General features: G+C 62.1%; 19 protein-coding genes. 10 read left to right on the forward strand and 9 right to left on the reverse strand.

All coding sequences use genetic code 11. The features are described 5' to 3' along the window. Positions 1-37: 37 nt before the first annotated feature. Entirely contained in the window at positions 38-667 is a 630-nt protein-coding gene (locus SZ64_RS04010; RefSeq protein WP_156313462.1) for a hypothetical protein, read from the forward strand. A gap of 3 nt (positions 668-670) precedes the next feature. On the opposite strand, the gene era is transcribed toward SZ64_RS04010, so the two are convergent. From era to lepB, 3 genes are read right to left on the reverse strand one after another with little or no spacing between them, the layout of a single operon-like run. Beyond that, complete coding sequence (era, locus tag SZ64_RS04015; protein ID WP_054529633.1) at positions 671-1,573, reverse strand: GTPase Era; 903 nt, start codon at positions 1,571-1,573, stop codon at positions 671-673. Then, positions 1,570-2,253, reverse strand: a complete 684-nt coding sequence (gene rnc, locus SZ64_RS04020; RefSeq protein WP_241772977.1) for a ribonuclease III — start codon at positions 2,251-2,253, stop codon at positions 1,570-1,572. The genes era and rnc overlap by 4 nt, the downstream gene beginning before the upstream one ends. Beyond that, a complete protein-coding gene (lepB, locus tag SZ64_RS04025) occupies positions 2,250-3,125 on the reverse strand; it encodes a signal peptidase I (protein WP_054529635.1) in 876 nt (291 codons plus the stop codon). The genes rnc and lepB overlap by 4 nt, the downstream gene beginning before the upstream one ends. 205 nt (positions 3,126-3,330) lie before the next feature. Here lepB and pgi point away from each other — a divergent pair, with 205 nt between their 5' ends. Together pgi and ybaK are read left to right on the forward strand one after the other, a co-directional pair. Further along, entirely contained in the window at positions 3,331-4,848 is a 1,518-nt protein-coding gene (gene pgi, locus SZ64_RS04030; RefSeq protein WP_054529636.1) for a glucose-6-phosphate isomerase, read from the forward strand. 120 nt (positions 4,849-4,968) lie between these two features. Continuing rightward, the gene (ybaK, locus tag SZ64_RS04035; RefSeq protein ID WP_054529637.1) at positions 4,969-5,442 is read left to right on the forward strand and encodes a Cys-tRNA(Pro) deacylase; all 474 of its coding nucleotides are present in this window, start codon (positions 4,969-4,971) and stop codon (positions 5,440-5,442) included. Positions 5,443-5,531: 89 nt separating this feature from the next. Here the strand turns inward: ybaK and SZ64_RS04040 are convergent, their stop codons facing one another. From SZ64_RS04040 to ygiD, 3 genes are all read right to left on the reverse strand, one after another. Beyond that, the gene (locus SZ64_RS04040; RefSeq protein WP_054529638.1) at positions 5,532-6,332 is read right to left on the reverse strand and encodes a hypothetical protein; all 801 of its coding nucleotides are present in this window, start codon (positions 6,330-6,332) and stop codon (positions 5,532-5,534) included. A 114-nt stretch (positions 6,333-6,446) separates the two neighbouring features. Next, positions 6,447-6,869 (reverse strand): hypothetical protein, encoded by a 423-nt coding sequence (locus tag SZ64_RS04045; protein WP_054529639.1) that lies wholly within the window; start codon positions 6,867-6,869, stop codon positions 6,447-6,449. A gap of 103 nt (positions 6,870-6,972) precedes the next feature. After that, positions 6,973-7,791 (reverse strand): 4,5-DOPA dioxygenase extradiol, encoded by an 819-nt coding sequence (gene ygiD, locus SZ64_RS04050; protein ID WP_054532078.1) that lies wholly within the window; start codon positions 7,789-7,791, stop codon positions 6,973-6,975. Positions 7,792-7,949: 158 nt separating this feature from the next. Between ygiD and gorA the strand changes: the two genes are divergently transcribed. From gorA to SZ64_RS04085, 7 genes are all read left to right on the forward strand, one after another. Further along, positions 7,950-9,293, forward strand: a complete 1,344-nt coding sequence (gene gorA / locus SZ64_RS04055; RefSeq protein WP_054529640.1) for a glutathione-disulfide reductase — start codon at positions 7,950-7,952, stop codon at positions 9,291-9,293. Between the two features lie 178 nt (positions 9,294-9,471). Continuing rightward, positions 9,472-11,004, forward strand: coding sequence for an acyl-CoA carboxylase subunit beta (locus tag SZ64_RS04060; RefSeq protein ID WP_054529641.1), 1,533 nt, complete (start codon positions 9,472-9,474; stop codon positions 11,002-11,004). Positions 11,005-11,014: 10 nt separating this feature from the next. Next, positions 11,015-11,608, forward strand: a complete 594-nt coding sequence (locus SZ64_RS18160) for a DUF4274 domain-containing protein (RefSeq protein WP_082384426.1) — start codon at positions 11,015-11,017, stop codon at positions 11,606-11,608. An 8-nt stretch (positions 11,609-11,616) separates the two neighbouring features. Next, positions 11,617-12,411 (forward strand): enoyl-CoA hydratase-related protein, encoded by a 795-nt coding sequence (locus SZ64_RS04070; RefSeq protein WP_347230253.1) that lies wholly within the window; start codon positions 11,617-11,619, stop codon positions 12,409-12,411. 156 nt (positions 12,412-12,567) lie between these two features. Further along, positions 12,568-13,578 (forward strand): biotin synthase BioB, encoded by a 1,011-nt coding sequence (gene bioB / locus SZ64_RS04075; RefSeq protein ID WP_054529644.1) that lies wholly within the window; start codon positions 12,568-12,570, stop codon positions 13,576-13,578. Further along, on the forward strand, positions 13,575-13,979 hold the full coding sequence (locus SZ64_RS04080) for a lysozyme inhibitor LprI family protein (protein ID WP_054529645.1): 405 nt from the start codon (positions 13,575-13,577) through the stop codon (positions 13,977-13,979). The genes bioB and SZ64_RS04080 overlap by 4 nt, the downstream gene beginning before the upstream one ends. Continuing rightward, on the forward strand, positions 13,976-15,253 hold the full coding sequence (locus SZ64_RS04085) for an O-acetylhomoserine aminocarboxypropyltransferase (protein ID WP_054529646.1): 1,278 nt from the start codon (positions 13,976-13,978) through the stop codon (positions 15,251-15,253). Before SZ64_RS04080 ends, SZ64_RS04085 begins: the two co-directional genes overlap by 4 nt. A 22-nt stretch (positions 15,254-15,275) precedes the next feature. Here SZ64_RS04085 and SZ64_RS04090 read toward each other — a convergent pair whose 3' ends face one another. The 3 genes from SZ64_RS04090 to SZ64_RS04100 all read right to left on the reverse strand — a co-directional run bounded on the left by SZ64_RS04090 (position 15,276) and on the right by SZ64_RS04100 (position 18,559). Then, positions 15,276-16,676: a peptide MFS transporter gene (locus SZ64_RS04090; protein ID WP_054529647.1), complete on the reverse strand. Its 1,401-nt coding sequence runs from the start codon at positions 16,674-16,676 to the stop codon at positions 15,276-15,278. Positions 16,677-16,892: 216 nt separating this feature from the next. Next, positions 16,893-17,999, reverse strand: a complete 1,107-nt coding sequence (gene aroB, locus SZ64_RS04095) for a 3-dehydroquinate synthase (RefSeq protein WP_054529648.1) — start codon at positions 17,997-17,999, stop codon at positions 16,893-16,895. After that, positions 17,990-18,559, reverse strand: coding sequence for a shikimate kinase (locus SZ64_RS04100; protein WP_054529649.1), 570 nt, complete (start codon positions 18,557-18,559; stop codon positions 17,990-17,992). Before SZ64_RS04100 ends, aroB begins: the two co-directional genes overlap by 10 nt. Between the last annotated feature and the right edge of the window lie 12 nt (positions 18,560-18,571).

Consider the following 18,571-nt stretch of genomic DNA (forward strand, 5'->3'; position numbering starts at 1 on the left):
GAACAGGACGGGGTGTGAACAGGCCGGGGGAAGGTAAGTGCTTGCATTGATTATGGCTGCGGCCGCTACGATTGTTGTGCCCATGCCGACAGGCAAAGATGCACAACACGTTATGTGGCACGCAGGAAAAGGTGTCGACACTCATAACCGCTGGGCTGCGGCGGTGCTCGACATGTGGGTAGGGCCGGATGGCAAAGTGGTATCATGTGGCATTTCCCGCTTCCTAGGCAGCGAAGGCGTAGCCGACGGCATGTGTGCAGCCATGATAGGCAGAAAGCTTGGCGGCCCGAAAGATATCGACGGAAACAAGAGCTATGCCCTGGTGAGGTCCAGCTTCGCCATTTTTCCTGATTCGCAGAGGCACAAACTGTCTGAATTCAATGCGAAGGTGGTCGACCTGATGGCTGAGGGTAACCGTAAAGCCGTTTCGCCAGGGCAACACTCGCCGGGCCCGGTCTACCTCAGGCTGATGATCGGCAAGGACGGTAAACTCGCGGCATGTCAGGCGGACAAGGACGTGGCCACGGATGCGGCGGGCGACGCATGCGCGGCGATCTCGTCTATTGAGTTCGAGCCAAGGGTCGATGAGGCTGGAAACCCGGTTTCATACGTCGGGAGTGAGACTGTTGAATTCGTGACCAACGCCGATCCGGCCCCGGCCAACTAGCGCTCACTTCACCCAGTCCAGCCCCATTTCCTCGAAGATTTCGCGGCTTTCGGCCCAGTTTTCTTCCACCTTCACGTGGAGGAACAGGTGGACTTTCACGCCCAGCAATTCGGCCAGTTCCTTGCGCGCGGCCTCGCCGATGGCCTTGATCTTCGCGCCGCGCTTGCCCAGCACGATGGGCTTCTGGCTTTCACGGCCGATCACGATCTGCTGGTGAATTTCCAGGCTGCCATCGCCAAGGGTCTTGTAGCTTTCCGGGCGGACAGCCGAGTCATAGGGCAATTCGTCATGCAGCTGGCGATAGAGCTGTTCGCGCGTGATCTCGCAGGCCAGCAGCCTTTCGGAGGCGTCGCTTACCTGATCTTCGGGATAGTGCCATTCGCCTTCGGGCATCAGCCCGGCCAGATGGGCCTTGAGTTCCGGCACGCCATCGCCGCTCATGGCGGAAACGAAGAACACTTCCGAGAATTCCGCCTTGACCGAAAGCTCCTGCGCCAGCACCAGCAGCGGTTCCTTGGCGCTGGCATCGACCTTGTTGAGCACCAGCAGCTTGCGTTCCGGCCGGTCTTTCAGGGATTCCAGCAGCGGTTCCAGCTCGTGTCGGCGCTGCTTGATGGGGTCCACCACCAGCAGGATCGCATCGGCCTCCTGCGCGCCTTCCCACGCGGCGCTGACCATTGCGCGGTCCAGCCGGCGCTTGGGGGCGAAGATGCCGGGCGTATCGGCCAGGATGATCTGCGTATCGCCTTCAAGCGCAATGCCCAGCAGGCGGGCGCGAGTGGTCTGTGCCTTGGCGCTGACGATGGCGACCTTCTGGCCGACCAGCGCATTGACCAGTGTGGACTTGCCCGCATTGGGGGCGCCGATCACGGCCACTACGCCGCAATGAGTCGCTTTTTCGCTCATGCGAACTTCTCCATGAATTCCTTGGCGGCCTGCTTTTCGGCTTCGCCCTTGCTCGATGCGGTGGCCTGCGCGGCGCCCACGCCTTTGACGCTCACCTCCACGGTGAAGCGCGCGGCATGGTCCGGCCCCTGCCGGTCCACCAGTGTATATTCCGGCATGCGCCGCCCGCTGCCCGCCGCCCATTCCTGCAGCGCGCTCTTGGGATGCTTGGACTGGCCGACTTCGCCCTTCACCGCGTGTGACCACAGCTTGCGAACCAGAACGCGCATTGCATCGAAGCCGTGTTCGACGAAACCGGCGCCCAGCAGGGCCTCCATCACGTCGCCCAGAATGTTATCGCTGTCGGCGCCGCCATCGGCGCGCGCCTGCGATCCCAGCCGGATATGGTCGGGCAGGCCGATCCGGCGCGCGACGGAGGCGCACATCTGGCGGCTGACCAGCGCGTTGAGCCGCTGGGACAGCTTGCCTTCGGCATGGCTTTCCCGCTCGTGCAGCCAGTCCGCGATGACGAGGCCCAGAACGCGGTCGCCCAGGAATTCAAGTCGCTGATAATCGCGCGGATCGCCGGTGCTGCCATGGGTCAGCGCCTCAACCCACACATCGTCCTTCTTGACCGGCCCGAAACCCAGCTCCTCAAGGAAAGTTCGGGCTTCGGCGGTCAGCGTCAGCTTGCCGCTCAAAACGTGCCCCCCAGGCGATCCCATCGGGCGGCCGTGAACCAGGTCCACGGCAGCGGCCAGGAAGAGGAACCGTCGGTAGACCACATCATGATGGAAGCCTTGCCCACCAGATTATCCTGCGGGACAAGGCCCACGCCCTGTCCGGGCACGGCGGGGAAGCGGCTGTCCAGCGAATTGTCGCGATTGTCGCCCATCATGAACAGCATGCCGTCCGGCACCACCACGGCGGGCGTATTGTCCTGCGGGGTCTGGCCGTAATCCAGCACGTTGTAGCTTACCCCGTTGGGCAGCGTTTCGCGGAACTGGGGATAGCGGCAGACGGACTGGCCATCCTCGCTGGTGGCCGCGAATTGCGCGGAATAGCAGCGCGTGTTGGGCGAAATGGCGATTTCGAAATCTTCGATGCGCTGCTTCTTCACAGGAATGCCGTTGATGTGCAGCACGCCGCCGATCATCTGGATCTGGTCGCCCGGCAGGCCGATCACGCGCTTGATGTAATCCTCGCGGTTCAGCGGCGGGGCCTTGAAGATCGCGATGTCTCCCCGTTCCGGCTGGCTCGCCAGAATGCGACCGTTGGGGAAGGGGTGGATGCCGAAGGGCAGCGAATTGTTCGAGAACCCGTAATTCCATTTGGAAGCAAGCAGATAGTCGCCATTCTGCAGACGCGGCAACATGCTCTCGCTCGGGATGCTGAACGGCGCAAAGGCCAGCGTGCGGAAGGCCAGCATGATGACGATCAGCTTCAGCAGGAAGATGAAGAAGTTGCCTTCCTCTTTCTTCTTTTCCTGCTCTGCTGGCATCGTGCCGGGTGCCTCGATGGAGGCAGGCTGGGCGGCGGACTGTCCGGCCGCTGGAGTTGCGTTTTCTGTCATTGGGCCTGCACTTGTGGGCCGCGCTGCCTGCCGTCAAGTGGGCAGCGGATTTCCGCCGAAGTTGACAATGTTGACACTGTGCTGAAGCCAAAACTCCGCACCGGTCCATCTGCCCGGAAATCGGGCGCCTTCAGAGGGGTTTGGGCCTTTCCAATCATCGCTGCAGGCCTTACCCCTAAAGGCCTGTTGTAGGAAAGGGGCAGCTATGAGCGAGAACAACTCAGCGATCTGGGAGAGGCTGTCCGCATATCAGGTTGGCAGCCTGAAGGATCTGTTTGCCGATGAAGGCCGTGTTGCGGCGCTTTCGGCACGGCTGGAACTGCCTGCGGGCGGCGGCATCCTGTTCGACTGGTCGAAGACCCATCTGGACGAAGGGCTGATTGCCCTGTTCGGCGAACTGGCAGAGGCTGCCGGCTTTGCCGAAATGCGCGCGAAGATGTTCGCGGGCGAAGTGGTGAACCCCACGGAGAATCGCGCGGCGGAACATACCGCCCTGCGCGGCGTGGGCGATCCGGCCAGCGTTGAGGAAGCGCAGGCCCTGCTGGCGCGCATGGGCATGCTGGTGGGCGCCATCCATGAAGGCGCGATGGGCGATGTGAAGCATCTGATCCATGTCGGCATCGGCGGCTCGGCGCTCGGCCCTGCGCTGGCGGTGGACGCGCTGGCACGCGAAATGCCGCTGGTGGACGTCCATGTCGTCTCCAATATCGATGGCTGCGCATTGGAAGAGGCCTTTGCCGCCTGCGATCCGCAGACCACGATCCTGGCGATCGCTTCAAAGACTTTCACCACGATCGAAACCATGACCAACGCGGTCAGCGTGCTGGAATGGATGACGCAGAATGGCGTGGGCGATCCATCCGGCCGGGTCGTGGCACTGACTGCCTATCCCGAGAAGGCGGTCGAGTGGGGTGTGGACGAAACCCGCATCCTGCCTTTCCCGGAAAGCGTGGGCGGGCGCTATTCGCTGTGGTCATCCATCGGCTTTCCCATCGCCATGGCTGTGGGAATGGACGAATTCCTGGAGATGCTGGATGGCGCCGCGGCAATGGACCGGCATTTCGCGGAGACGGACGGCGCAGCCAACCTGCCTTTGCGCGCGGCCTTTGCCGATCTTTATTACACCCGCATTCGCGGCTGCCAGACGCGGGCGTGCTTCGCCTATGACGAGCGGTTGCGCCTGCTGCCCTCCTACCTCCAGCAGCTGGAAATGGAGAGCAACGGCAAGAGCGTGACCGCCGATGGCCAGCCCGTTTCCGGCCCGACCGCGCCGATCACCTGGGGCGGAGTGGGCACCGATGCCCAGCATGCGGTGTTCCAGCTGCTCCATCAGGGCACCAATCTGGTGCCGGTGGACTTCATCGCCAGCATCGCGGCGGGCGACGTGCTGGACCCGGCGCATCACCGCATCCTGCTGATGAACTGCTTCGCGCAAGGGGCGGCGCTGATGGCCGGCAGGGCGAGCAGCGATCCCGCGCGCTCCTATCCGGGCGACCGGCCGAGCGCGACGATCCTGTGCGACGATTTCGATGCGGGCACTTTGGGCGCGCTGATCGCGTTCCACGAACACCGCACTTTCGCCAATGCCGTGCTGATGGGGATCAATCCCTTCGACCAGTTCGGCGTGGAACTGGGCAAGGAAATTGCCCGGCAGATCGAAGCGGGCGGGGCTAAGTTCGATGCCAGCACCACGGCGCTGCTGCAGGCTGCGGGGCTGGGGTGATGTTGGGTCATTTTCGTCATTGCGAGCGGCAAGGCCGCGACGCAATCCAAGGCTCCAAGCGCGAAGCCCTGGATTGCCGCGCAGCCTCCGGCTGCTCGCAATGACGCGAATGAGCTAGCCATGTCCAAAGCCACACCTGCCACCCGCGCGCTGGAGCAATCCGGCGCTGTCTTTACTGTCCACACTTATGATTACGATCCCGATGCGGATCGCATAGGCTTGCAGGCGGCGGAAGCCTTGGGGGAAGACCCGGCGCGCGTGCTCAAGACGCTGCTGGCGCTGGTGGACGGCAAGCCCGCCTGCGTGATCCTGCCTTCGGACAGGGAAGTGGCAATGAAGAAGCTTGCCGCCGCTTTGGGCGGCAAGTCCGCCCAGATGATGAAGCCCGCCGATGCAGAGCGGGCGACCGGTTACAAGGTCGGCGGGATCAGCCCCTTCGGGCAGCGGCGCAAGGTGCCCGTCGCCATCGAGGAGGCCGCGCTGGTGCACGATCTGGTGTTTATCAATGGCGGCCAGCGTGGATTGCAGGTGCGGCTGGACCCGAAGGATGCCCAGCGCGTGCTGGGAGCCGTTGCGGCCAGCGTGGTGGCCTAGATTGCCTCGACAAATTCCAGCCTGAGTGGCCGTCCGCTTTTAGTGAGCCGTATTCCGGACGGCGCGACTGGAATCGGGGAACGCGGACGTCAGACCAATTGGGTAAAAGTTTTTAGCACAATATCGACCTGTTCCTTCGAAGAGATGCCATGGTCAACGGCTATGAACGCAATCAGAGTAAGTTCTCGATCAGCTCGGGCGGCTGCGGCGACCTTATGGTGACCGTCAATCACATAATGAGCGAGGCACCAATGCTCCGTCCCAGAACAGGCCGGTCCTTTCACATCAAGTAGCGACAAAGCGACCGCTGTTGGGGCAAAATCATCATTCAGTGATCGCTCGTAAAAGCCGATACGTTCACGGTCGAGCATCGATTCAGGAATCATCGGGACGATGAAGTCAAAAGCTTCTCCCTGCGGCACTTTGACGCTCGAGCGACTGACTACGCGGTAGTAAGGAACCTTCGGATTGTGAGGCAATCCCCAAAAGGGGTCCACACCATCCTCGTTTTCAACCTGCTCGACCGCAAAATAATCGCTCTCCCCACCAAGTTGAACAACTTTTGGCTTCAGACGCAGGAGCGCAACAATATAGTTTGACGCGGGGACGAGTTGAGCAAGCTTATCGACGACCTCCTCCGTTAGGTTATTCACACCCGCTGCAAGTAGCGCCGTAAGCTCGTCAACTTCGATGCCCGTGTTGGCACCCTCCATTCGTTCAAACAAAAACCGGCATGTGCCGCAGACGTTTCCCAAGTGATACGCCTGTTTGCCGTTTACGGTGAGGTATCTATCCCAGATCTTCCAGTCACCGCCTCCCGAGGTGGAGAATTCCAGTGGGGATTGAGACAGCGCTATGTTGCGCGTCGTAACGTCTAAAAGGTCCGGCATGGCGCACTGGTAACAGGCATAAGACGGCATCGCCAATGTCAGCTTGGTCGTCGTGTCCGGAATGGCAGCTTCCGGTCGAATTCTGCGATCAGCTGCCGAATTTTCCCACGAACCCTAGAACACTGCTTGGCGGGCGTAACGCAGGAGCATCAAGGCGAGCGCTACACCCAGCATCAGCAGCAGGCGCAATAATCCGGAAACCAAATCGCCATCTTCGATCGAATGGCCTTCGGAATGCGCCACATCGTCGTCGATCCAGCGGCTGCGCAGGCCTCTGCGGATGAACCAGAAGACCCCCAGCGCACCGGGCAGCGGCACCAGCGGGGCGTAGATCCAATAACCTTCGGGCGCTCCGAAGATCAGGGCGCCGGCTGAAATCAGATATGCGATGCCGACCGTCCAGCCCGCCCTGTTCGTCGGCGTGGCCTTCAGCGCGACGAAGAAGCCAAGTATCTTGCTGAGGATCATCACCATGACGAGCCCGACGCCGAACACGGCTACAGCAAAGAGTGCGATTTCCTTGAAAGATTCACCCATCCCGGCCCCCAGTTCCCCGCCACGAAATCTAGCGGCGGGGAACTGGGTGGGCCAGCGGAAATAGCTCTATATCGGTTTTGTGAGCCCAGGGGCCTCAGGCCTCTCAGGCCGCTTCCAGCGCCGCAGCCTCGCGCACGGCGGCAAGGGCATCATTGTCCATGCCCATGGCGTAGGACGTCATGGACACGGCGCCCAGCGCGTGGCCTTCGTTCCACACCTTGAGCGGCTCGTTCTCCGCGGCGGCAAGCCCGGCGATGTAGAGCATCGGGATGTAGTGATCGGGCGCGGGCACGGCCATCGCATAGTCCGGGTGATCGGCCAGCGAGAGAATGTCGCCCGGATCGCTTTCCAGCTTCTCGATCGCGGCCTTGTCGAAGCGGATGCCCCAGTCATGGCCGAAATCCGGCTCGTTGCGGCACATGGTCGAAAGATTGTGCACCACATTGCCGCTGGCCATGATCAGCACGCCTTCATCGCGCAGCGAAGCGAACTGCGCGCCGAGTTGCATGTGGTAATCCAGCGGGCGCACGCCGTTGAGCGAAAGCTGCATCACCGGCACATCGGCATCGGGATACATATGGGCCAGGACGGACCATGTGCCGTGGTCGATCCCCCACTGGTCCCGATCCAGCCCAACCCAGATCGGCTTGGCCGCTTCGGCCACCATCGCCGCCACATCCGGCGCGCCGGGGGCGGGATATTGGAAATCGAAATAGCTCTGCGGGAAGCCGTAGAAATCGTGGATCGTGCGCGGATGTTCCATCGCCGTCACGGCCGAGGTGCTGAAATACCAGTGGGCCGAGATGGACAGGATCGCGCGCGGGCGGGGCAGCACTTCGCCCATCTTTCGCCATGCGCGGGCATAGCGGCTATCTTCGAAAGTATTGGCCGGGCTGCCGTGGCCGACGAACAATGCGGGCATCTTGCTCAAAGGGAATCTCCATCGCGGGCGCCGGCTGGGCGTTTGATCCTATGTCGGTATGATAGTGCCCGATTGCCAGAGCGCACGCTTGTCCGCAGCCGAAGATTGATTTGCATGGCCGCGCTCTCCATATCGCTCGGCCCAGAGGAGCCCTGCGAATGTCTGATTTCGACTATGATCTGTTCATCATCGGTGCCGGTTCGGGCGGGGTGCGCGCCAGCCGCATTGCCTCCAGCCACGGCGCCCGCGTTGCCGTGGCCGAGGAATATCGCGTGGGCGGCACCTGCGTGATCCGCGGGTGCGTGCCCAAGAAGATGCTGGTCTATGGATCGATGTTCGCGGAAGAACTTTCCCACGCCGGGAATTACGGCTTCACGATCGAAGGCAAGAGCTTCGACTGGAAGGTGCTGCGCGATTTCGTGAATGCCGATGTGGACCGGCTGGAAGGGCTTTACGGAAAGACGCTGGAGAACAACAAGGTCGAGAAATATCTCGAACGCGCCACCGTGACCGGGCCGAACAGCGTGAAGCTGGCTTCGGGCAAGGAAATCACCGCGAAATATATCCTCGTCGCCGTGGGCGGCTGGCCCGCCATGCCGGAAATTCCGGGCGTGGAACATTGCATCAGTTCCAACGAAGTGTTCCATCTGGACGAACAGCCCAAACGCCTACTGGTGGTGGGCGGCGGTTATATCGCCATGGAATTTGCGGGCGTATTCAATGCACTGGGCAGTGAAGTTACAGTAATTAATCGCTCCGACACGATCCTGCGCGGTTATGACCGGGTGATCGTGGAACGCCTGACCGAGATCGTCCAGGCGCGCGGCATCCAGTTCAAGCTCAACGCCAATATCCGCTCGGTCACGAAGCAGGCAGGCGGTTCTCTGCTGGCCGATCTGGGCGGTGAGACGATCGAGGCGGACCAGATCCTGATCGCCACGGGGCGCAAGCCCAATACGGCGGGGCTGGGCCTTGAAACGGCCGGCATCAAGCTGGGCGTGAAGGGCGAGGTTCCGGTGGACGAGTATAACCGCACCTCCTGCACCAGCATCTATGCCGTGGGCGACGTGACGGATCGCGTGCAGCTGACCCCGGTGGCGATCCGCGAAGGCCATGCCTTTGCCGATACGGTGTTCGGCAACAATCCGCGCACCATCCAGTACGATCACATTCCCAGCGCCGTGTTCAGCCAGCCGCCCATTGCGGGCGTGGGGCTGACCGAGGAACAGGCCCGGCGGGAATATCCCGATGTGAGGGTCTACAAGTCCGATTTCCGGCCGATGAAGAACATCTTCTCGCCCAAGGCCGAGCGCGGACTCTATCGGATGATCGTGGACGAGCAGACGGGCAAGGTGCTGGGCCTGCACATGATCGGCCCGGAAGCGCCGGAAATCCTGCAGGCGGCGGCGATTGCGGTGAAGGCCGGCCTGACCAAGGCCGATTTCGACGCAACCGTGGCGCTGCACCCCTCCATGGCGGAAGAGCTGGTTCTGCTGAACTGACATCGTCATTGCGAGCATAGCGAAGCAATCCAGGGAGCTTGAGCACCGTGCCTTGGATTGCTTCGGGGCTCTGCCCCTCGCAATGACGAAAATCTCAGTGCCCCTCCAGCCACTTGCCCCTGTCTCCCCCGCACGTTAGGCCTCTGGTCAACAAAACGCGGGGGAGCCGAAGGCACGCATGTCCGCCAATATTGCCGAAATGGAACGCCGCCGCGCCGCTGCCTCTCTGGGTGGCGGGCAGGATAGGATCGATGCACAGCACAAGCGCGGCAAGCTGACCGCGCGCGAGCGGGTGGATGTGCTGCTGGATGCCGGATCGTTCGAAGAACTCGACATGTATGTCGAGCATAATTGCACCGATTTCGGGATGCAGGCGCAGACCGTTCCCGGCGACGGGGTGGTGACCGGCAGCGGCACGATCAACGGCCGGCTGGTTTTCGTCTATGCGCAGGATTTCACTGTGTTCGGTGGTTCCCTGTCGGAACGGCATGCGCAGAAGATCTGCAAGATCATGGATATGGCGCTGAAGGTCGGCGCGCCGGTGATCGGCCTCAGCGATTCAGGCGGTGCGCGCATTCAGGAAGGCGTTGCCAGCCTTGGCGGCTATGCCGAAGTGTTCCAGCGCAATGTGCTGGCCAGCGGCGTGGTGCCGCAGCTTTCGCTCATCATGGGGCCATGCGCGGGCGGGGCGGTCTATTCTCCGGCGATGACGGACTTCATCTTCATGGTGAAGGGCACCAGCTACATGTTCGTCACCGGGCCGGATGTGGTGAAGACGGTTACCAACGAAGTCGTGACGCAGGAAGAACTGGGCGGGGCGACCACGCATACCACCAGAACCGGCGTTGCCGATCTGGCGCTGGAGAATGATCTGGAAGCGCTGGTCGCGGCGCGCAATTTCTTCGATTTCCTGCCGCTTTCCAACCGGTCCGACCTGCCCGAGCGGCCGACTGCCGATCCGTGGGACAGGATCGAGGACAGCCTCGACACTCTGGTGCCGGACAATCCCAACCATCCCTATGACATGCACGAACTGGTGCGGAAGGTGGTGGATGAGGGGGACTTCTTCGAAATCCAGCCCGATCACGCGGCCAATATCATCATCGGCTTCGGAAGGGTGGAAGGGCGCACGGTGGGCGTGGTGGCGAACCAGCCGATGGTGCTGGCTGGCTGCCTCGACATCAACAGTTCGAAGAAGGCCGCGCGTTTCGTGCGCTTCTGCGACTGTTTCAATATCCCCATCCTCACGTTCGTGGATGTGCCGGGCTTCCTGCCGGGCACCGCGCAGGAGCATAACGGGATCATCAAGCATGGCGCCAAGCTGCTCTATGCCTATGCTGAGGCGACCGTGCCCAAGATCACTGTCATCACCCGCAAGGCCTATGGCGGCGCCTATGACGTGATGGCATCAAAGCATTTGCGCGGCGATCTCAACTATGCCTGGCCCACGGCGGAAATCGCGGTGATGGGGGCAAAGGGCGCGGTGGAGATCATCTTCCGCAAGGATGCTGGCGATCCGGAAAAGCTGGCCCAGCGCACGAAGGAATATGAAGACCGTTTCGCCAATCCCTTCGTGGCGGCGAGCAAAGGTTTCATCGACGAGGTGATCCATCCGCATTCGACAAGAAAGAGGGTTGCTCTGGGGTTAAGGAAGCTTCGCAACAAGCAGTTGGAGAACCCGTGGAAGAAGCACGGGAACCCACCGCTCTGAGGACCAATCGATGGAAGCGAGCGCTCCGCCAGTTTGCGGCGATTATGACAAGAAGCTGGTAGAGAAGGTCGAATGGATCCGCTCACTGCCCAGAGAGGGCAATGAGGAAAGTGAGGGTGCAACATTTCTCACTTGGTTGAGGGAGGAGTCTACACCGGCGGATTGGCACCACATCGCGCATTGCGCGAATTGGGATTTTGTCGAGCCGGTTGCCTTTCAGTGGATTGCCTCCCGAGAAGACTGTGACCTTTCGACTGCACTCATCCTGTTTTGGAAAGCGTCTCCGGAATATTTCCTGAAGGCCGGTCGTGATCGGATGGTGCTTAATGGATCAGGTGATCCCAACAGTCGCAGTGATACTCTCGAGCATTTCGATATGATCGAATATATTCGCGAACGCTGGGAGAACGGCGGCTATAAGCGGAGCGAGTTCTCCTTTGATTATGACGACGACATTTGGGCCAATCAGTTTGCCGAAATCGATGCCAAATATGGCGATGATGCCAGGAAATATCTTCCTCAGGGCATGCGCACCAGAATCGACGGCAAGCAGCTCAGCGAAATCGCGCCAAGCGAAGGGTACGATCAGACCCAGATCGATTGAGGAAGCCATTGGCCAAACCTGATATGAACTACACCTCCATCAAATTCGACGCTTCCGGCCCCGTCGCTGTGCTCAGCATGGCCCGCCCGGGCAAGCTCAATGCTCTGACGCCCGACATGGCCGACGAGATGCGCCATGCGCTGGCCCATACGGAAGAGGCGCGTTCCGTGCTGATCCGGGGGGAAGGGCGCGCATTCTGTTCCGGCGCGGATCTGGCCGCCATTGTGGGCGAAGGCGATCCGGGCGAGGGCGCCTATCGCTCACTGGTGGATCACTACAATCCGCTGGTGATGGATATAGCCGATCACCGCCTGCCCATCGTGGCGGAAGTGATGGGCGCGGCGGCGGGAATCGGGTGCAGCATCGCGCTGGCCTGCGATTTCTGCGTCGCGGGGCAGAGCGCCTATTTCCTGCAGGCCTTCGTCAATATCGGGCTGGTGCCTGATGGCGGGGCAAGCTGGATATTGCCTCGTCTGATCGGCAAGGCCCGCGCGGCGGAAATGCTGATGCTGGGCGAGAAGGTCCATGGCAGGCGCGCTGCCGAATGGGGCCTGATCCATCGCTGCGTGGAAGATCATATCGTCGCCAATGAAGCGCGGGCGCTGGCATCGCGGCTGGCTGCGGGGCCTACCGTCGCGCTGGGGTTGATGAAGGCGAATCTCTCCTCTGCGCTCCACCATTCCTATGGCACGGCCATGGACCGCGAAGCGCAGGCCCAGCGGGAGGCCGCCGGAACGGACGACGCGCAGGAAGGGATCGGCGCGTTTCTCTCCAAGCGTGCGCCGCACTTCAAGGGGAAGTAGGCCGCGCTAATTCGTCCTTGCGAGGAGGCTATGCCGACGAAACAATCCAGTGCGGCTTTGCGCAAAGCCCTTGGATTGCTTCGCCTTTCAGGCTCGCAACGACGATAGGACAGGTTCGCACTTGAACCCGGCCGCCGAGAGGAGGATAGCCGCGCCATGACCCCTATCCGCACTGACTGGACGCGCGAGGAAATCGCCGCCCTCTTCGATCTTCCCTTCACCGAACTGGTGTTCCGCGCGGCCGAAGTGCATCGCGCGCATCATCGGCCGGACGAGGTGCAACTCTGCACGCTGCTTTCGATCAAGACCGGCGGCTGCCCGGAGGATTGCGGCTATTGCTCGCAAAGCGTGAAGGCCGACAGCGGGGTTGAGGCGTCCAAGCTGATGGATGTGCGCGAAGTGCTGCAATCGGCGGCCCGCGCGAAGGATGCCGGAAGCCAGCGTTTCTGCATGGGTGCCGCCTGGCGCAATCCCAAGGATCGGGACATGCCCGCGATCGTGGAAATCGTGCAGGGCGTGCGTGCCATGGGGCTGGAAACCTGCATGACTCTGGGCATGCTCAGCCCGAAACAGGCCGCAATGCTGGCCGAGGCGGGCCTCGATTATTACAACCACAATATCGACAGCAGCCCCGAATATTACGAGCGGGTCATCACCACGCGCACCATGCAGGACCGGCTGAATACGCTGGACAATGTCCGCTCTGCCGGGATCAATGTCTGTTCCGGCGGGATCGTGGGCATGGGCGAAACGCGCGAGGATCGCGTGGGCTTCATCCACACGCTCAGCACTCTGCCGCAGCATCCCGAAAGTGTGCCCGTAAACGCGCTGGTGCCGGTGAAGGGCACGGTGCTGGGCGACATGCTGGCCGATACGCCGCTGGCGAAGATCGACGACATCGAATTCGTCCGCACCGTGGCCGCCGCGCGTATCACCATGCCGTTGAGCATGGTGCGCCTTTCCGCCGGGCGCGAGAGCATGAGCGAGGCGACTCAGGCCCTGTGCTTCATGGCCGGGGCGAATTCGATCTTCACCGGCGACAAGCTGCTGACCGCGCCCAATTCCGGCGACGATGCCGATGCCGCGCTCTTCTCCCGGCTGGGGATGAAGCCGCTGGTGGGCGAGGAGCCGATGCGGGCCTGCAAGCAGGTGGAACCGGCGGAATGATCGCGCTGCTTCCCCTGCTGATGATGGCCGCGCAGCCGGTGGAAGCGGAAGAACCGCAGATCGATTGCACCAGCGATTCCCTTCCGCAGCAGCATTTGAATTACTGCGCGGCGCAGGATTTCCATGCGGCCGATGCCGCGCTGAACGCACAGTGGAAGATCATTGCCGATAGGCTGAAGCGGCAGGATGCCGATTATCCGCCGGACGATGGCCGGCCCGGCTATTTCGACAGCCTGCTGAAGGCCCAGCGCGCCTGGCTCGATTATCGTGATGCCCAGTGCCAGAGCGAGGGCTTCACCTTTCGCGGCGGCTCCATGGAACCCTTCATGGTCGCCACTTGCCGCACCCGTTTGACGAAACAGCGCACTGAGGAACTGCGCGAACTGGAGAGTGCAGAATGAGCGAACCCAAACTCGATACGCTGGCCGTCCATGCAGGGACAGAGCCGGATCCCACCACCAAGGCGCGGATCACCCCGATTTATCAGACCGCATCCTATGTGTTCGAGGATGCTGGCCACGCCCAGCGCCTGTTCGCGCTGCAGGAATTCGGGAACATCTACACTCGCATCATGAACCCCACCAACGGGGCGCTAGAAGGCAAGATCGCGGCGCTGGAAGGCGGCGCGGCGGCGCTGGCAGTGGCTTCGGGCCATGCGGCGCAGTTCCTAGCGTTCCACACCCTGATGGAACCGGGTTGCAACATCGTGGCGGCGAACAAGCTTTATGGCGGATCGCTCAACCAACTGGGCGAAAGCTTCAAGAAGTTCGGATGGGAAGCCCGCTTCGTGGATGCTGACGATCCGGCGAATATCGCCGCCGCCATCGACGAGAAGACCCGCGTGGTCTTCATCGAGAGCCTCGCGAACCCCGGCGGCGTGGTGCAGGACATCGCCGCCATCGCCAAGGTTGCCCATGATGCGGGCGTTCCGCTGATGGTGGACAATACGCTGGCCAGCCCGGTGCTGTGCCGCCCGATTGAACACGGCGCGGACATCGTGGTTCACTCCACCACCAAGTTCCTGAACGGCCACGGCAATTCCATCGGCGGCGTGATCGTGGATGCGGGCAAGTTCGACTGGGCCGCTTCAGGCAAGTTCCCGACGCTGTCGCAGCCCAACGGTTCCTATCACGGTGCGGTGTTGACCGATGCAGTGGGGCCGATTGCCTTCATCATCGGCTGCCGCGTGCTGGGCCTGCGCGATCTCGGCCCGGCCATGGCGCCTTTCAACGCCTTCCTGGCGCTGACCGGCATGGAAACGCTGACCCTGCGCATGGAACGCCATTGTTCCAACGCATTGGCGCTGGCCGAATGGCTCAAGGCCCATCCCAAGGTGGGCTGGGTTTCCTATGCGGGCCTGCCGGATGATAAATATCACGCGCTCGCCAAGACCTATCTCGGCGGCAAGGGCGGGGCGGTATTCACTTTCGGGCTGAAGGACGGTTACGATGCGGGTGTGAAGCTGGTCGGATCGCTCAAGCTGTTCAGCCACCTCGCCAATATCGGCGACACGCGCTCGCTGGTGATCCACCCGGCATCCACCACGCATAGCCAGCTGGAAGGCGATGCGCTGGTCCGGGCAGGCGCCGGGCCGGACGTGGTCCGCGTATCCGTGGGTATCGAGCATATCGACGATATCATCGCCGATATGGCCCAGGCGCTGGACCAGATCTGATCCGAATTGGGGGACGTCGCGCTCAGGCGAGTGCGACGTCTTCCACTTCCGCCCGGTGCATCAGGCGCGGGGCGAGCAGCAGCTTGAACAGGATGAACACCACGCCCGCTGCCGCTGCAAACATCAGGTGCATCAGCCAGAAGGCAGGCACGCTCATCGTTTCGAACTTCGTGCCGAGATAGCCCACCAGCGAATTGCCGCCGAAAAAGGCGAGGTAATAGAGCCCGATCACCGTTGCGTTGATCTGTTTGGGCGCCAGCCGCGCAAATAGCGCAAGGCTGACCGGCAGCATGTGGGCAAAGCCGATCGAGTTCACGATGTGGAACATCACCGGCCAGAACAGCCCGATCTTCCCGCCTTCGGGAACGGAAATCGCCGCCATGTAGAGGCAGGCCATTCCGCCCATGGAAAATGCCGAGCCGATGATCATCTTGGCCAGTTCATCGGGTTCCTGCCAGCGGGTGCCATACCAGCGATAGAACAGCGCAACGCCCGCAAGGAACGTGACCGAGACGATGGCGTCCAGCGTGACGAGCCATGTGGTGGGCAGCACCGTATCGCCCCAGCGCAGCGCAAAATCATGGTCCGCCCAGACCAGATAGGCGTTGAAGATCTGGTTGTTGGGCACGATGGCAACGGCCATCACCGGGATCAGCAGCAGCAAGGCAAGCGTTGCCAGCCAGTCTCGCCGGGTCATTGGCGCGCGCGGTTCGGCGGCCTTTCCGGGCACGTCGAAATGTTCTTTCGGCAAGTATTTCTGGCCTGCCACATAGATGGCCAGGCCGATGAGCATGCCGATGCCAGCCGCGCCGAAGCCGTAATGCCAGCCGACCTTTTCACCCAATGTGCCCACGACCAGAGGCGAAGCGATCACGCCTGCATTGATGCCCAGATAGAAGATCTGGAATGCATCGGCCCGGCGCAGATCCTCCGGCTTGTAAAGCGCGCCCACCTGACTGGCGATGTTGCCCTTGAACATGCCCGAGCCGAGAATGAGGCAGAGCAGGGCGAGCAGGAAAGTGATGTTGAAGGCCATCAGGAAATGGCCCAGCGCCATGGTTATCGCGCCCAGCAATACGGTCCGGCGCTTGCCAAGAACCCTGTCTGCGAGCCAGCCGCCGAGGATCGGAGTCAGATAGACAGTGGCCGCATAGGTGCCGAAAATGGCGGAAGCGAAGGCCTGCCCGTCCAGCCCGCCATAAAGCCCGCGCAATTGCTCGATCCCGGCGACCTGCTCCACCTGTCCGGGCAAAAGCAGGTGCTTGACCATGTAGAGCACCAGCAGCGCCTGCATGCCGTAATAGGAAAACCGCTCCCACGCCTCGGTAAAGGCGAGATAGCCAAGCCCCTTGGGATGGCCGAGAAAGGCGCGGTCGGCGCGGGTTTCGATGTCCAGCTTGGGCGTGGCTTCGGCGGTGGTCATGGGGCTCCCGTTCGTTGCAGGCGTAACGGGTAGCGGGGAGCGATGCGCTTGTCTCGCCCCAAAAATGATCCTCCCCAGAATGGGGAGGGGGACCATCCGCAGGATGGTGGAGGGGCAGGCGCTCTGGGCGATACGGTCAGATGGAAGGGCTACTCGCGGGTGCCCCTCCACCCCGCCGCTTTGCGGCGCGGTCCCCCTCCCCGTGCCGGGGAGGAGCTAGCCTTGCAGCTGCCCGTCCAGAAACTCCGCCACGTCGTCCAGCGGCACGGTCTTGTCCAGAAACGCCTCGCCAATGCCGCGCAGGAGGACGAAGGGCAGGGTGCCTGCGTCCATCTTCTTGTCATGCAGCATATGGGCGGCGAGCATCTTGCCGCTGACGTTGAGGCCCAAAGTGGATAGTTCGGACGGCAGGCCGGCACCGGCAATCGCCTTTGCCACCCGTTCCGCATCGGCGCCGGAAATCAGCCCGCGCCGCGCGGAATAGCGGGCGGCGAGCACCATGCCCATTGCCACGCCTTCGCCATGCAGCAGCCGGTCGGAAAAGCCGGTCTCAGCCTCCAGCGCGTGGCCGAATGTGTGGCCCAGATTGAGCAGGGCGCGCGTGCCGGTCGTTTCACGTTCGTCCTCGGCCACGATGCGGGCCTTGGCCTTCACGCTTTCGGTCACGGCATATTCCTGCGCGACTTTGTCGCCCGCGATCACGCTGGCGCCGTTGATTTCGCACCATTCAAAGAAGGGCGCGTCGCCCAGAATGCCGTATTTGATGACTTCCGCGTAGCCCGCGCCCATTTCGCGTACCGGCAGAGTGTCCAGCGCATCGAGATCGGCCAGCACAAGGGCGGGCTGGTGGAAGGCGCCGACCAGATTCTTGCCTGCAGGCGTGTTGATCGCCGTCTTGCCGCCGACCGAACTGTCCACCTGTGCCAGCAGGCTGGTGGGAAGCTGGATGAAACCGCAGCCGCGCTTCAGGATCGAGGCGGCAAAGCCTGTCAGATCGCCGATCACCCCGCCGCCAAGGGCAAGGATATGGTCGCCGCGTTCCACTTCTTCCGTCAGCAACCAGTCGATAGTGCGCGAAAGCCCGTCCCAGCTCTTGGTCGCTTCGCCCGGATCGAGCACCAGCCAGCGCGGTTCCTTGCCCGCCGCCGTCAGCGATGCATCGACTGCCGCACGCCAGTGCTTCTCCACATTGGCATCGGTGACGATGGGCACGCGCTGCTTGCGCAGCATCGCGCCGCATTCCTGCGCCACATTGGCCAGCAGCCCGCTGCCGACGCGCACTTCATAGGAACGTCCCGCGAGTTCGACGGGGATCACAGCCATTGTTCGATACCTTTGAGAATACGCTGCACGGCCTGATGATGGGGGCCTGCTTCGCTCATCACATGGATGGGCGCCTGCGAGTAGAAGGGTTCACGCTCTGCCTTAAGCCGCGTGAGGATTTCGTGCGGATCGCCATTGCGTAGCAGGGGCCGGGTGTCCTTGCGGCCGACGCGCTCCACCAAAGTATCCGTATCGCAATCGAGCCAGACGCAGATCGTCTTGTCGAGCAGCAGCTGGCGCGTCTCGTCATTGACGAAAGCGCCGCCGCCCGTGGCTATGATGCTGGGGCGGTCGGCGGCAAGCCGGGCGATCACGCGGCGTTCCCCGTCGCGGAAATAGGGCTCGCCAAAGCGGGAGAAGATTTCGCTCACGCTCATCTGCGCGGCTTTTTCTATTGCTTCGTCCGCATCGATGAAGGGCAAGTGCAGCAAAGTGGCCAGCTTGCGGCCCACTGTGGACTTGCCGACGCCCATCATTCCCACCAGCGCGACCGGACGGTCGATACGCGCGGCCAGTTCCTCGATCTCGGCGTCGCTGGGCATGGGTTCGGGTTTGGTCATTGCCGCCTTGCC

Source organism: Erythrobacter sp. SG61-1L (assembly GCF_001305965.1).
Lineage (GTDB): Bacteria > Pseudomonadota > Alphaproteobacteria > Sphingomonadales > Sphingomonadaceae > Andeanibacterium.

Excerpts from the sequence above, each read along its gene's own strand:
- era (WP_054529633.1), bottom strand. The coding sequence starts at position 1,573 with ATGAGCGAAAAAGCGACTCATTGCGGCGTAGTGGCCGTGATCGGCGCC.
- lepB (WP_054529635.1), bottom strand. The coding sequence starts at position 3,125 with ATGACAGAAAACGCAACTCCAGCGGCCGGACAGTCCGCCGCCCAGCCT.
- pgi (WP_054529636.1), top strand. The coding sequence starts at position 3,331 with ATGAGCGAGAACAACTCAGCGATCTGGGAGAGGCTGTCCGCATATCAG.
- ybaK (WP_054529637.1), top strand. The coding sequence starts at position 4,969 with ATGTCCAAAGCCACACCTGCCACCCGCGCGCTGGAGCAATCCGGCGCT.
- SZ64_RS04040 (WP_054529638.1), bottom strand. The coding sequence starts at position 6,332 with ATGCCGGACCTTTTAGACGTTACGACGCGCAACATAGCGCTGTCTCAA.
- SZ64_RS04045 (WP_054529639.1), bottom strand. The coding sequence starts at position 6,869 with ATGGGTGAATCTTTCAAGGAAATCGCACTCTTTGCTGTAGCCGTGTTC.
- ygiD (WP_054532078.1), bottom strand. The coding sequence starts at position 7,791 with ATGCCCGCATTGTTCGTCGGCCACGGCAGCCCGGCCAATACTTTCGAA.
- gorA (WP_054529640.1), top strand. The coding sequence starts at position 7,950 with ATGTCTGATTTCGACTATGATCTGTTCATCATCGGTGCCGGTTCGGGC.
- SZ64_RS04060 (WP_054529641.1), top strand. The coding sequence starts at position 9,472 with ATGTCCGCCAATATTGCCGAAATGGAACGCCGCCGCGCCGCTGCCTCT.
- SZ64_RS18160 (WP_082384426.1), top strand. The coding sequence starts at position 11,015 with ATGGAAGCGAGCGCTCCGCCAGTTTGCGGCGATTATGACAAGAAGCTG.
- bioB (WP_054529644.1), top strand. The coding sequence starts at position 12,568 with ATGACCCCTATCCGCACTGACTGGACGCGCGAGGAAATCGCCGCCCTC.
- SZ64_RS04080 (WP_054529645.1), top strand. The coding sequence starts at position 13,575 with ATGATCGCGCTGCTTCCCCTGCTGATGATGGCCGCGCAGCCGGTGGAA.
- SZ64_RS04085 (WP_054529646.1), top strand. The coding sequence starts at position 13,976 with ATGAGCGAACCCAAACTCGATACGCTGGCCGTCCATGCAGGGACAGAG.
- SZ64_RS04090 (WP_054529647.1), bottom strand. The coding sequence starts at position 16,676 with ATGACCACCGCCGAAGCCACGCCCAAGCTGGACATCGAAACCCGCGCC.
- aroB (WP_054529648.1), bottom strand. The coding sequence starts at position 17,999 with ATGGCTGTGATCCCCGTCGAACTCGCGGGACGTTCCTATGAAGTGCGC.
- SZ64_RS04100 (WP_054529649.1), bottom strand. The coding sequence starts at position 18,559 with ATGACCAAACCCGAACCCATGCCCAGCGACGCCGAGATCGAGGAACTG.